General features: G+C 62.9%; 14 protein-coding genes. 9 read left to right on the top strand and 5 right to left on the bottom strand.

The annotated features are described in order from the left end of the window. The first annotated feature begins 131 nt into the window (after positions 1–131). Positions 132–1,817 carry a purine-cytosine permease family protein gene (locus tag BH682_RS02660; protein ID WP_003946122.1) on the top strand — a complete coding sequence of 562 codons (1,686 nt, stop codon included), beginning with the start codon at positions 132–134 and terminating at the stop codon, positions 1,815–1,817. A 55-nt stretch (positions 1,818–1,872) separates the two neighbouring features. On the opposite strand, the gene BH682_RS02655 is transcribed toward BH682_RS02660, so the two are convergent. Then, complete coding sequence (locus BH682_RS02655; protein WP_075835112.1) at positions 1,873–3,264, bottom strand: MFS transporter; 1,392 nt, start codon at positions 3,262–3,264, stop codon at positions 1,873–1,875. A gap of 173 nt (positions 3,265–3,437) precedes the next feature. Here BH682_RS02655 and nhaA point away from each other — a divergent pair, with 173 nt between their 5' ends. The 3 genes from nhaA to BH682_RS02640 are packed head-to-tail and all read left to right on the top strand — an operon-like array spanning position 3,438 to position 6,229. Further along, positions 3,438–4,772, top strand: a complete 1,335-nt coding sequence (gene nhaA / locus BH682_RS02650) for a Na+/H+ antiporter NhaA (protein WP_007732414.1) — start codon at positions 3,438–3,440, stop codon at positions 4,770–4,772. Beyond that, positions 4,769–5,278 (top strand): phage holin family protein, encoded by a 510-nt coding sequence (locus BH682_RS02645; RefSeq protein WP_007732413.1) that lies wholly within the window; start codon positions 4,769–4,771, stop codon positions 5,276–5,278. The genes nhaA and BH682_RS02645 overlap by 4 nt, the downstream gene beginning before the upstream one ends. Before the next feature lie 15 nt (positions 5,279–5,293). Then, positions 5,294–6,229: an alpha/beta fold hydrolase gene (locus tag BH682_RS02640; RefSeq protein ID WP_042922851.1), complete on the top strand. Its 936-nt coding sequence runs from the start codon at positions 5,294–5,296 to the stop codon at positions 6,227–6,229. Positions 6,230–6,232: 3 nt separating this feature from the next. Here BH682_RS02640 and BH682_RS02635 read toward each other — a convergent pair whose 3' ends face one another. Genes BH682_RS02635 through nth form a run of 4 tightly spaced genes read right to left on the bottom strand, consistent with a single transcriptional unit; the run spans position 6,233 to position 9,581 of the window. After that, entirely contained in the window at positions 6,233–7,423 is a 1,191-nt protein-coding gene (locus BH682_RS02635; protein WP_003946095.1) for a MarP family serine protease, read from the bottom strand. Then, a complete protein-coding gene (locus BH682_RS02630; RefSeq protein ID WP_058038253.1) occupies positions 7,420–8,139 on the bottom strand; it encodes an NUDIX hydrolase in 720 nt (239 codons plus the stop codon). Before BH682_RS02630 ends, BH682_RS02635 begins: the two co-directional genes overlap by 4 nt. Then, entirely contained in the window at positions 8,136–8,789 is a 654-nt protein-coding gene (locus BH682_RS02625) for a TlpA family protein disulfide reductase (protein ID WP_003943500.1), read from the bottom strand. The genes BH682_RS02630 and BH682_RS02625 overlap by 4 nt, the downstream gene beginning before the upstream one ends. 6 nt (positions 8,790–8,795) lie before the next feature. Further along, positions 8,796–9,581, bottom strand: a complete 786-nt coding sequence (gene nth / locus BH682_RS02620) for an endonuclease III (protein ID WP_003943471.1) — start codon at positions 9,579–9,581, stop codon at positions 8,796–8,798. Between the two features lie 80 nt (positions 9,582–9,661). On the opposite strand from nth, the gene BH682_RS02615 reads away from it, so the two are divergent. From BH682_RS02615 to BH682_RS02595, 5 genes are all read left to right on the top strand, one after another. Beyond that, a complete protein-coding gene (locus BH682_RS02615; protein WP_019746620.1) occupies positions 9,662–9,934 on the top strand; it encodes a hypothetical protein in 273 nt (90 codons plus the stop codon). Between the two features lie 255 nt (positions 9,935–10,189). After that, positions 10,190–10,864, top strand: a complete 675-nt coding sequence (locus tag BH682_RS02610) for a Crp/Fnr family transcriptional regulator (protein ID WP_003943506.1) — start codon at positions 10,190–10,192, stop codon at positions 10,862–10,864. 130 nt (positions 10,865–10,994) lie between these two features. Then, the gene (locus BH682_RS02605; RefSeq protein WP_054827457.1) at positions 10,995–11,465 is read left to right on the top strand and encodes a nuclear transport factor 2 family protein; all 471 of its coding nucleotides are present in this window, start codon (positions 10,995–10,997) and stop codon (positions 11,463–11,465) included. Between the two features lie 15 nt (positions 11,466–11,480). Beyond that, a complete protein-coding gene (locus BH682_RS02600) occupies positions 11,481–12,041 on the top strand; it encodes a TetR/AcrR family transcriptional regulator (RefSeq protein WP_075831967.1) in 561 nt (186 codons plus the stop codon). A gap of 85 nt (positions 12,042–12,126) precedes the next feature. Continuing rightward, entirely contained in the window at positions 12,127–13,419 is a 1,293-nt protein-coding gene (locus BH682_RS02595; RefSeq protein WP_075831965.1) for a carboxylesterase family protein, read from the top strand. Positions 13,420–13,451: the final 32 nt, after the last annotated feature.

The following is a 13,451-nucleotide window of genomic DNA, read 5'->3' as shown; positions in this document are numbered from 1 at the left end:
TCGCTCACGTTGCGGATCGAATCCGCAACGTGGGCGACACATTTCAAACATGTCCGCGTAACGCCACCTCCCTAGGTTGGGTGCCTGCACCACAAAGTGCACATGCACAGGCACCCAGGGGAAGTGACGTCATGACAGCAGTGAACGAGCAGGTGTCCGCCGGCGCACCGGACAGGGCAGATCTCGGTGAGAACGCCGCACTGAAGGAGACGCTGGAGGACTACACCCTCCGATTTGCGCCACGCAGCTACCGCAAATGGGGAACCGGCGTCGTCGCGACCTCCGCGCTCGGCGGAATCGCGTATCTCGCAGACTTCTCGATCGGCGCCAACATCGGCATCTCGTACGGCACCGGTAACGCACTTCTGGGCATCGCCGTGTTTGCCGTCGTCATCATGGCGACCGGCTTCCCACTCGCCTACTATGCCGCGCGATACAATATCGACCTCGATTTGATCACTCGCGGAAGCGGTTTCGGCTACTACGGCTCGGTGGTCACCAACGTCATCTTCGCGACGTTCACCTTCATCTTCTTCGCGCTCGAAGGTTCCATCATGGCCCAGGGTTTGAAACTGGGGCTCGGAATCCCACTCTCGATCGGGTACGCGGTTTCGACACTGATGGTCATCCCACTGGTCATTTACGGCATGAAGGCCCTGGCAAAGCTCCAGGTGTGGACGACGCCCTTGTGGCTCGTCATGATGGTGCTGCCGTTCCTGTATCTGCTGTTCAAGCACCCTGATTCGGTGAGCGCGTTCTTCGCCTTCGGCGGCGAGGACGGCGCAAACGGCAAGGGCGTCAACTTCGGTTCGGTGATGTTGGCCGCGGGTGTCTGCCTGTCGCTGATCGCGCAGATCGCCGAGCAGATCGACTACTTGCGCTTCATGCCGCCCAAGACGCCGGAGAACACCCGTCGTTGGTGGGCTGCAGTAATTCTCGCCGGCCCCGGCTGGGTCATCTTCGGTGCGTTCAAGCAGATCGTCGGACTGTTCCTCGCCGTGTACATCATCGCGAACGTCGTCGACGGATCTTCGATCGCCAACCAACCCGTGCACCAGTTCCTCGAGATCTACCAGGACATGATGCCGCACTGGCTGGCCATGACGCTGGCCGTGATCCTCGTGGTCATCAGCCAGATCAAGATCAACGTCACCAACGCGTACTCCGGCTCACTGGCCTGGACCAACTCGTACACCCGCGTCACCAAGACCTACCCCGGACGCATGGTCTTCGTTCTGGTCAACCTGGCGATCGCACTGATCTTGATGGAAGCCAACATGTTCGACTTCCTCAACACGATCCTGGGCTTCTACGCCAACTGCGGTATCGCCTGGGTCGTGGTCGTCGCCTCGGACATCGCGATCAACAAGTACTGGTTGAAGCTCTCCCCGAAAGTCCCCGAGTTCCGACGCGGGATGCTCTACGACGTCAACCCCGTCGGCTTCGTGTCGATGCTGCTGGCCGCGGGAGTGTCGATCCTGGTGTTCTTCGGCGCTTTCGGTTCGACGATCAAACCGTTCTCCCCGATCGTCGCGATCGTCATCGCACTGGTGATGCCGCCGGTCCTGGCCGTCGCCACCAAGGGAAAGTACTACCTACGACGCACCGACGACGGCATCGATCTGCCGATGTTCGACGAGTACGGGAACCCCTCCGGTGAAACGCTTCTGTGCTGCGTCAGCGGAATCGAATTCGAGCGTCCCGACATGCTCGCGTCGAACGTGCCCGGCCCGAACGGCGAGAAGCAGTACATCAGCTCCCTGGCCTTGAGCACCGACAAGACCGGTGAGCACGTCCTGCCTGCTCAGCTTCCCTGACAACTGCTGTGCGCCTTTATTAACCGCCGGGGGTTAATAAAGGCGCACAGCAGGGTTATGCCCCTACCTCGTCGAGCGACTCACCCTTCGTCTCACGCATGACCAGCAGCGCGACAAAAGTCAGCGTCGCCGCTACGAGAAGATAGATGCCGACCCAACCGACGCCGTAGTTCTTCGCGAGGTAGACGGCGATGAACGGCGCCACCGCTGCGCCCAGAATACTGGCCGTGTTGTACGCGATTCCCGAGCCCGTGTAGCGGACGTTGGTCGGGAAGAGTTCCGGGAGAACGGCACTCATCGGGCCGAAGGTCAGGCCCATGAGCAGCATGCCCACGATGAGGAACGCCAACATGCGACCGTCGTTCATTCCGTCCGGTTCGAGGAAGACACCGAAGGTCAAGCCGAACACCATGATCAGACCGGTGATGATCAGCAAGGTGATACGACGCCCGTAACGGTCGGCGAGCCAACCCGAGACCGGCACGGCGGCAGCGAAGAACACGACTGCGATCAACTGCAGGACAAGGAAATCGGTGTACTTGAAGCCCGCACCGGTTCCGCCGTCGGCCGCCGTCTTGCCGGTTCCGTGGCTGAGAACCCAGGTGGTCATGATGTAGAAGAGCGTGTACGTCGCGAGCATCACGAACGTACCGATGATCAGCTGACGCCAACTGGTCTTGAACACCTCGGCCACCGGGGTCTTGACCTTCTCGCCGCGCTCGACTGCACGCGCGAACACCGGGGTTTCCTCGAGCTTGAGCCGGACGTACAGGCCGATCATCACCATGATTGCGCTGAGCAGGAACGGAATTCGCCATCCCCAACTCAGGAAGGCACCCTCGAGGTCCGGGCTGGAATTGTCGTGGTTCATGAACAACGTGATGATCAGGAACAGTCCGTTGGCCATGAAGAAGCCGATGGGCGCACCGAGTTGCGGCCACATCGCCGCCCAGGCCCGCTTGCCTTCCTTGGCTGTCTCGGTCGCGAGCAGCGCCGCACCCGACCATTCGCCGCCGAGTCCGAGGCCCTGGCAGAAACGCATGAGCGCCAACAGCGCCGGGGCCAGTAGACCGATCTGGTGATAGGTGGGCAGCAGTCCGATGAGGAAGGTCGCGATACCCATCGTCAGCAGCGAGCCGACCAGAGTTGCCTTGCGTCCGACGCGGTCACCGAAGTGCCCGAAGAGAATCGAGCCGAGGGGACGGGCGACAAACGCGAGTCCGAACGTCGCCAACGACGCGAGAAGCGCGGTGGTGTCGTTGCCCTTCGGGAAGAACAGGTGCGGGAACACCGATACTGCCGCTGTTGCATAGATGTAGAAGTCGTAGAACTCGATGGACGTACCCACCATGCTGGCAACCACGATTCGGCTGCGCGGCACTCCGGCGACGGTATCTGCGTCGCCGCCCTCCGGCTTGGGTGGATTCTCACTGACTGACGTGCTCAAAACATGCTCCTGCGCCGTTATACGAAAGATGTCCAATTGGTGGGATAGTGTCCCAATCAGTAGGAATTGAACACCCGCGGGGTTTTCCGACGCAAATTCGGTTCGCGAATTCGGCTCAGCGGGCAATCCGCGATAAAATTCCGTAAAGGTGAGCCGGGAAGTCTGGTCGGCACGTGCATTCGATGCGTCACAACGTCGATCACGTTCATGTCTGTTGCATCCGAATTCGGTTGCACGAACAAAGGTCGTCCCCACGCGTGATCTCCACCCTGCGTTCCGAACTGTCCCGCTACCTCCGCACCGAAACGGTGGGCGGATCGATCCTCCTGATCGCTGCCGCCCTCGCTCTGATCTGGGTGAACTCTCCTTTCGGTGAGAGTTACATCGCACTACGTGACTTCCAGATCGGTCCGTCCGCACTCCATCTCGACCTCAGCTTGGGCACGTGGGCGCAGGACGGACTGCTTGCCGTCTTCTTCTTCGTCGCCGGCCTCGAACTCAAACGTGAACTGGTGGTCGGCGAACTCGCGGACCGCAAAGCCGCGATGCTCCCGATCATCGCGGCGTGCGGCGGCGTCCTGGTTCCCGCGATCATCGCGGCGTCCATCGGTTTCGGCACGCCCGGCATGGACAAGGGCTGGGCCATTCCCGTCGCGACGGACATCGCTTTTGCCCTCGGCGTGCTCGCGCTGACCGGCTCGAAGATCCCGGCGAGCGCCCGAGTTTTCCTGCTCAGCCTGGCCGTCGTCGACGATCTGCTCGCGATCATCCTCATCGCCGTACTGTTCACCGGTTCCCTCGCGATGTTGTGGCTGCTGACCGCGGCCGCAGCCCTGGCTGCCTACGCCTACGCCCAACACAAACGCATCACGACGCCGTTCCTCTACGTCCCGCTGGCACTACTGACCTGGTACGCGATGCACGAAGCGGGGATACACGCCACACTCGCGGGCGTCGCGCTCGGCTTACTCACCCGGGTGAGGCGCGATCCGGACGAGGAGTACGCGCCCGGTAGCCGTCTCGAGCACCGCATTCAGCCTTACTCCGCAGGCTTCTGTGTCCCCGTCTTCGCACTGTTCGCCTCCGGTGTTCCGATCAACGCGGCGGTACTCGGCGACATTTTCACCGACCCAGTAGGGCAATCGGTCGTCGTCGGTCTTCTGGTCGGCAAAACCGTCGGAATCTTCGGAATTTCCCTGCTCGCGATCAAATTGGGGATAGCAACCAAACCCAAGACACTGGAATTGAGAGACATGTTTGCCCTCTCAGTTCTCGGTGGCATCGGGTTCACCGTTAGCCTGCTTGTAGCAGACCTCGCATTGGACGGGGTCGGCGATGGCAGCGAGGCCGAGATAGCGAAGGCCGCAGTTCTCGTGACATCGTTGGTGGCATCGCTGATCGGATCAGCGCTGCTGTGGCGACGTGGACGAGTTCATGCGGCTCGAGACGACGCTTCCACCGCCATTGCCACGGACGCGAGAGAACTACCTGGAGAGGTCGACAAGTGAGCTTGACCAACGGAGAGAGCCAGCGCTTCACCGGAGATGGAGTACCGAACACGGTCTCTTCCATCCCTCTCACCGATGTGGACGCCCGCACGCCGGGCGAGGCCACCATCGGGGCCCTCGTCAAGGACGCGACCGCACAGGTCTCCACCCTCGTGCGCGCCGAGGTCGAACTTGCCAAGGCCGAGGTGACGGGCGAGGTCAAGAAGGGTCTGCAGGGCAGCGTCTTCTTCATCCTGGCCTTCACGGTTCTGCTGTTCAGCTCGTTCTTCTTCTTTTTCTTCCTGGCCGAGATGCTCGACACCTGGGTGCCGCGCTGGCTGGCGTTCCTCATCGTCTTCCTGATCATGGTGGTGACCACCGCGATTCTGGCGCTGCTCGGTTATCTGCGCGTGCGCAAGTTGAGGGCTCCGGAGAAGACGATCGAATCGCTCAAGCAGGCCAAGAACGTCATCCCCGGCAGCCATGACGACGCAAAGCCGTCTGTCGATTTCAACGCGCGCCGGTAGCGAGTCTGATCGAAAGTGGCAGCCCCAGATCCATCCACCGTCAGGTTCGACGGCCCCTGGATTCACCGGGACATTCACGCCAACGGCATCCGGTTTCACGTCGTCGAGGTAGGCGACGCGGAGCCGGATGCTCCGTTGGTGGTCCTGTTGCACGGATTCGCCGATTTCTGGTGGTCCTGGCGCCATCAGTTGACGGCACTGTCGGAGCAGGGATTCCGCGTCGTCGCCATGGATCTTCGTGGGTACGGCGATTCCGACAAGCCCCCTCGTGGCTACGACGGTTGGACGCTCGCCGGTGACGTAGCCGGCCTCATTCGTGCGATGGGTTACGGCAAGGCCACGCTGATCGGTCATGCCGACGGCGGGTTGGTGTGCTGGGCGACCGCGCTCCTGCATCCACGCCTGGTGCGGTCGATAGCGCTGATCTCGTCTCCACACCCGATGGCGCTCAAGAAAGCAGTCGTCCGCGACCCCTATCAGCGCCGCGCGCTTTTGCCCTCGTTCCTGGCCTATCAGGTACCGCTACGCCCGGAACGTCGGTTGACGGCCGACAACGGCGCCGAAGTGGAGCGTCTGGTTCGCTCGCGGTCCGGCCCCACCTGGCCGCAGCAACCCGAATTCGCGGACGTGATGACCAAGATGCGGGCCGCGATCCGGATCCCGGGCGTCGCGCATTCCACGTTGGAGTACCAGCGTTGGGCCTTCCGCAGCCAGCTCCGCCCCGAGGGTCGACGTTTCATGCGTTTGATGGATCAGGTTCTTCGCATTCCGATCGTCCAGATTCACGGCGAACTCGACCCGTACGTGCTCACCCGTACCGTGCGTCGCGACAAGCACTGGGCTCCCGGCGAGAAACTGCGCACCATTGCCGGAGTCGGTCATTACGCGCATCAGGAAGCCCCCGAGCGCGTCAATCGCGAACTCGGGGACTTCCTCCTTACGGAGAAGTGACCGCTACAGGATGCACGCGCCCGTCGGTACGGGCGTCGATGCCGAGGCAGCCGCGTTCAACTGGCGCGAGACTTCCTGCGCGGTGAGGACGAATCCGGTGTCACTGTCGTCGACGGCAGCGCCGAACACGACGCCGAGGACCCGCCCCTGATCGTCGACCATTGGTCCACCCGAGTTGCCCTGCCGGATGGATCCGCGGACGGTGTAGACCTCACGCTGGGTGGTTCCGGCCTTGTAGATGTCCGGCCCGTTCAGGTTGAGGACCTCACGAACGCGGGCTGCGCTGGCCGTGTACGGACCACCGCCGGGGTAACCGAGCACCAACGCGTTGTCACCGGTCCGAGCCTGCTCCGGAGCGAACGGCAGCACCGGCGCGTCCAATCCGGGAACCGCCAGAATCGCGATGTCCACGGCGGAGTCGAAGAGAACCACCTGCGCGGGCAGTGCGCCTTCCATGGTGTCCACGGTGATGCTCTCGGTTCCGGCAACCACGTGGGCGTTGGTCATGACGCGTTCGGGGGCGACGATGAATCCGGATCCCTCGAGCGCGCGCTGGCAACTCGGTGCGACGCCGTTGATGCGGAGAACACTCGGACGCAACTGCGCCGCCAACGGACTGGCGAGAACGCTCGCGTCGGGTGCTTCGACCTCGGTGATGGGCGTGCGCCCGAACGGGCCGATGACGTCAGGCAGGCCGGAGGTGTCGAGCAGCGCCGAGAACTCGGTCGGGATGCGGCGCAGCCACTGCGGCGCCACTTCGTCCACGCTGGCGAGAACGTCCGAACCACGAACAGCGGCGGCAATATTCGGCTGCGACGAGGAAGTGAGCGGAATCGCGAGCAACCACGCCGCGACCACGACAGCCACCGCCTGTAGACCCGCACCGATGACGCTGTCGACGGATCGCGCCGTCGGACTGTGCATTCCGCTGCGCGCCGCGCGTCCGAGCACCATGCCGGCGACCTCGCCGATGATGACCAACACGACGATCAGCGAGATGCCCGCGAGGATGCGCAGCTTGCCTTCGGTGACGTGCACAAGCAGGTGCGGCGCCAACAGAATCCCGGCGACGGCACCGAGGATCACGCCGACGAACGCCAGCGCCGACGCCACCGCTCCCTGACGCCATCCGGACGTGGCCGCGATGAGGGCGACCAGAACGATCGCGATGTCCACCCAACGAGAACCTGTCATCGCGGCACCGCCGAATCCTCGACACCTTCACCGAACTCGGACAGCGCTGTGTCCAGGTCTCTCACGTCCTCGTAGTTCCACGGAATCTCCCAGCCCGACACCGTGAACAGCGCCGCGAGGATTCCTGCTGTGAACCCCCAGACCAGCATGCCGTCGGCGCGGAACGCCGGGCCCTGGTACCCGAGGGGATGTCGAACCTGAAACCGGTTGTCTGGGTCGAGCAACGTGCGCAGCGGCACCCTGGCCACCCGTCCGACCTCGCCCTCGTCCTGAATGCCCACCGTCGTCGGCTGCTCCCAGTAGCCGAGCACCGGCGTCACGTCGAAACCCGACGGCGGGATGAAGATCTCCGGCAGCACGGTGAGCGGCTGAACTCCGCTCGGATCGAGCCCGGTCTCCTCCTGCGCTTCACGCAGCGCGGTGCCGATGGGGCCGTCGTCGCCCGGATCGGCGGCACCGCCGGGGAATGCGACCTGTCCGCTGTGCTGACGCATCGTCGACGCCCGTTGGGTCAGCAGGACGTCTGCGCCCTCCGGCAAGCCGCCGACGGCGAGAGGGTCTGCCTCACGCGGTCCGCCGAAGAGCACGAGCACCGCGGCCGGACGCGTCACGGTGCCGCGCGGCGCGCGACGCTCGAGGACTGGGTTGATCCGATGGGGATCGGTGGGCTGGGTGCTGGCGACAGCGCGCAACCACTCGGGAACCGGTGTACTCATACGACGACTCCCAGATATTGCGCCGCAGCGGCGGCGATCTCGTCCGCACTGCGGAAGGGTTGGGGCAAGACCTTGGCGACTGTTCCATCCGCGCGCACGAGCACCGACACCGGCAGCACCGGCGGTGCGCCCACTGCGATCCGTACCTTGCCGTCACCGTCCTGGACGCCGGGCAAACGCACCGAGTAGTCGATGAGTCGCGTCAAAGCGTTCTCCTGATTCGGATCCGAATGCACGGTCAACACGTTGATGCTGCCGTCGGCGCGCTCCGCGAATTCCTGAAGGTACGGAAGCTCTTCGGCGCATGGCGCGCACCAGTACGCCCACAGATTGAGCAGAGTCGGCTTTCCGCCCACCGCTGCGGCAAGGTCGACGGGCGCTCCGTCGGAGACGCAGTCGAGGGTGATTCCGGCGAGAGCCGAGCCGGCAGGCGCTTCGCCGGTCGGAGTCGGGCAGGAGGCCAGAGCCGCCTGGCTACGGAGTTGATCGAGCGATTCCGACGACGGAGTGAACGTCGGCGGCTGATACGCGGACGAGGACGGGCCCGTCGAGGTGGGCGTCGTGTCGTCTCCCCCGCGCGGCCAGATCGCCACGACGAGAGCCGCGACGACCACGAGCGCAGCGAGAGACCATCTTCCGGCACTTGTCATCGGCGATCACAACCCTGCCAGGGCGAGCAGATGATCGGTCTCGGGGCCTTTCACCAGGGCCGCGGCCTCGGTTTTGTCGGTCGGGCCGAGACCGTACGACGGGCAGTCCTTGGCCAGAACACACACACCGCACGCGGGCTTGCGCGCGTGGCAGACCCGTCGGCCGTGAAAGATCACGCGATGCGAGAGCAGAGTCCATTCCTTACGTTCGATCAGTGCCCCGACGGCGTGTTCCACTTTGACGGCATCTTCTTCCTCGGTCCACTTCCACCGACGCACGAGCCGACCGAAGTGGGTGTCGACGGTGATTCCCGGAATGTCGAAGGCATTGCCCAGCACGACGTTCGCGGTCTTACGTCCGATGCCTGGGAGTTTCACCAGATCTTCGAGCTTGTTCGGGACCTGCCCGTCGTGGCGTTCGAGTAGCGCCTGACCGAGTCCGATCAGCGACGTCGTCTTGTTCCGGTAGAAGCCGGTGGAGCGGATGTACTCCTCGAGTTCGGTCCGATCGGCTTCCGCGTATGCCTTTGCGTCGGGATAACGGGCGAAGAGTGCCGGCGTGACCATGTTGACGCGGACGTCGGTGCATTGCGCCGACAGGATTGTCGCCACTGCCAGTTCCAACGGAGTCGTGAAGTCGAGTTCGCAGTACACGTGTGGGAAAGCCACAGCGAGCTCACGATTCATCCGACGCGCCCGGCGTACCAATCCGAGGTGTGATTCTTCCTTCCGCGCACCCCCCGAACGCGGTTTCTTCCGCTGCTCTGAACTGCCTGTCGGGGTGGTCTGCACTCAGACAACTGTACGGATACGACATGAGTGGAGACTCCGTCGTGTCGATTCTGAGACCTTCGACGTGTTTACTTCCCCCTATGCAAGGACTCGCAGTAATTCTCTTTCCGCTACTGCTTATGCTCTTTGCCCTGGCGATGGAACGAGTCGAAGGGCGATTGCGTCGGCTCTCGGTCCAAGAGCATGAAGTAGAAGACTTCCTCGACCAGGCAAGTCACGACGACGTCGCCCGCCTGGCAAGCGATGGGTTTCCCCATGCGTTCGCCCGCTTCCACCGGAAGCGTAAGGGCCGTCAGTCGGAGGCTCCCGAGAGCGCCAGCCTGGGCGAAATCCGGACACAACGGGCAAGTTGACGGCCATACAAAGTAGTCACCGCAGCGGATTCCGGAAGAATTTTCGGCTCTTACGTGGCATCAATCACTCGTCGCGAGCTAACGGGACGTAGACTTCGATGCCGTACCTGTTGCATTGAACACAGATTGCATTGGACACAGTGTCTCACTCATGAGGGCTGAGCCTGTGTACGACGGTTTGTGCGCAGCGCGGGTACAAAGATAGATAGCGCAAAAATGACACCACAAACGAACAAATCCCAACAAGGAGCGCACGTGGACGACGTCCTGGCAAGAGCCGGCATCTTCCAAGGAGTCGAGCCCTCAGCGGTAGCGGCGCTGACAAAGCAGCTGCAGCCCGTCGACTTCCCCCGTGGACATGTCATCTTCAACGAAGGTGAACCCGGTGACCGCCTGTACATCATCGTGTCCGGCAAGGTGAAGATCGGTCGACGCTCACCCGACGGTCGCGAGAACCTGCTGACGATCATGGGCCCGTCCGACATGTTCGGCGAACTGTCCATCTTCGACCCCGGCCCCCGCACCTCGACGGCTACGACCGTCACCGAGGTTCGCGCCGTGAGCATGGACCGCGACGCTCTCAAGGCATGGATCCAGCAGCGCCCCGAGATCGCCGAGCAGCTTCTGCGCGTTCTCGCCCGCCGTCTGCGTCGTACCAACAACACCCTGGCCGACCTGATCTTCACGGACGTTCCCGGCCGTGTCGCCAAGGCGCTCCTGCAGCTCGCGCAGCGCTTCGGCACTCAGGAAGGTGGCGCCCTGCGCGTCACTCACGACCTCACGCAGGAAGAGATCGCCCAGCTCGTCGGCGCTTCCCGCGAGACCGTCAACAAGGCGCTCGCTGATTTCGCACACCGCGGATGGCTTCGCCTCGAAGGCAAGAGCGTCCTGATCTCGGATTCCGAGCGTCTCGCTCGTCGCGCGCGCTAGTTTCTTCCTGTTCGACTCTTTCGGCCGCTCCCGCTTCGGTGGGGGCGGCCGAAGTCGTTCACTGGACTCTTGTTGTACCTACCGGTAAAGTTTGTACCGATAGGTACAAATCTGATCGAGAGGCCCCGCAATGACCGTCCGAGCACCGATTCCGCCCTTCACTCACGAAGCTGCCGTCCAGAAGGTCCGCCTCGCCGAGGACGGATGGAACTCACGCGATCCACACAAGGTGTCGCTGGCCTACACGCCGGACAGTTGGTGGCGTAATCGGTCGACGTTCGTCACCGGCCGATCCGAGATCGTCGAACTTCTGACCGAGAAGTGGACCCGCGAACTGGACTACCGGTTGATCAAAGAGTTGTGGGCACACAGCGACGACCGCATCGCAGTGCGATTCGCGTACGAGTGGCACGATCACGACGGGCAGTGGTTCCGCTCCTACGGCAACGAGAACTGGGAATTCGACGCCGACGGACTCATGCACCACCGTCATGCCAGCATCAACGACGTTCCCATCGAGGAGTCCGAGCGAAAGTTCTTCTGGGATCCGACCGGACCACGCCCGCACGATCATCCGGGCCTGAGCGAGTTGGGTCTGTGATGAAAGGATGAATCCATGGCCAGACAGGTAGCTGAACGCTCGGACACGATTCCCGCTCTCGCGAACGTGTTTCGAACCTACGGGTTCGACGGAGCAAGCCTGGCCGTGATCACCGAACACACCGGTTTGGGCAAAGGCAGTCTCTACAACTTCTTTCCGCGCGGGAAGGAAGAGATGGCCGAGGCGGTGCTCGACGAGGTCGACAGATGGTTTCGCGCCGAAGTCTTCGAACCTCTTCGAGCAGAATCGGTTCCACCGAGGCAGCGCATCCAGAGCATGTTCGCTACCGCGGGCGACTACTTTCGGTCAGGGCAACGCATTTGCCTGTTCGGCGCATTTGCACTCGGTGAAGAGCGAAACCGCTTCGGCGCCAGGGTCCGAACATACTTCGACGAATGGACAGCGGCTCTCGAGGCGGCACTCGTCGGTGCCGAAGATTCCGTCGGACTCGCCGAAGAAGCCGTGGCCGGGATCCAAGGGGCGATCGTGATGTCCCGGGCACTGGACGACGGTTCCGTATACAGCCGAGTGACGACGCGACTCGAAGATCGACTGGTACAGGCACTCACGCCGTAACGCATACCGCACGACCACAAAGGCATTTGTGCCGCGGCATCCACCTGGCATGCTCGAAAAAGCATGCACAAGAAGAAAGGAACCCATGCCCTCGTTCGAGACGGTGATCGCATCCACCCCTTCGGGGAAGGTCCGCGGCCGAAAGCGTGACGGTTCCTACTACTTCGGTGCGATCCCCTACGCCAGCGCACCGCGCTTCGAGAAGCCTCGACCGGTGGAACCGTTCTCCGACGTCTTCGACGCCACAGCGCTTGGAACGGTCTTCCCCCAACCACCTTCACGACTCGAACGCATCATGGGGCCACCGCTCCCCGAACCGGAGCACAGCGAGGACAGCTTCACCGTCACCGTCACAACCCCGTCGCTGACCGGTCATCGCCCGGTGATGGTGTGGCTTCACGGTGGCGGGTACTCCAGTGGCGGCGGCTCACTCCCCTGGTACGACGGCGGCGCTTTGTCAGCCGAGGGCGACGTCGTCGTGGTGTCGGTCAACTATCGCGTCGGCGTGCTCGGATACCTCCTCCTCGACGGCGTCAGCGAAGGCAATCTCGGGGTACACGATCAGATCGCGGCGCTCGAGTGGGTGCGCGAGAACATCGAGGCATTCGGCGGCGACCCAGACTCGGTCACCGTATTCGGGCAGTCGGCAGGCGCCCATTCCATTGTGAATCTGTTGAGCAGTAACAACTCTCGAACCCTGTTCCATCGAGCAATTCTGCAGAGCACCCCACGGCCGGACCTCAACTTCACGCAGGCTCCCGCGATCGAGAACGGGGAGACGTTTGCCCGACTGCTCGACGGAGATCCTAGGACCGCGCCGCTCTCCCACATTCTCGACGCATTCCGCGGCACGGCTGTCGAGTTCAGCCGGCGGTCCCCCAATGTCGTGCAACCGCCCTTCGCGCCGATCTCCGAACTGGAACCGGTGATCCGAACTTTCGAAACAGCGCCTGACGTCATCGTGGGATACACCCGAGACGAGGGATCTGCTTTCGTGCGCGACCTAGCGGGAGTACCCGATCCCGAACACGTCGCCGAAAAGGCACTGACACAGAACATGTTTGCCGAACCGGCAATGGAGCTGGCCGAGACCTTCACAGCGGCCGGCGCGTCGGTGTACACGTACCGCTTCGACTGGGCACCGACGGACGACGTCTTCGGGGCCACTCACTGCATCGAACTACCCTTCGTGTTGGGAACCGAGCAGTCCTGGCAGGGCTCACCGATGCTGGGCAGCAGCGACTGGCAGAGCATCGACGCACTGGGCCGTCGGATACGCCGGCACTGGACGTCGTTTGCGCACACGGGAAGTCCGGACAGCAGCGAAACCTGGGAGAAGTACACCTCGTCCCAATCGATCGGAATCACCTTCTCCTGAGCAACTTCGGGCGCCTACCCACCCGGCGCAAT

The sequence above is a fragment of the Rhodococcus sp. YL-1 genome, assembly GCF_001942025.1.
GTDB classification, from domain to species: Bacteria; Actinomycetota; Actinomycetes; order Mycobacteriales; family Mycobacteriaceae; genus Rhodococcus_F; species Rhodococcus_F qingshengii.
This window is presented reverse-complemented; position numbering and strand designations above follow the sequence as displayed.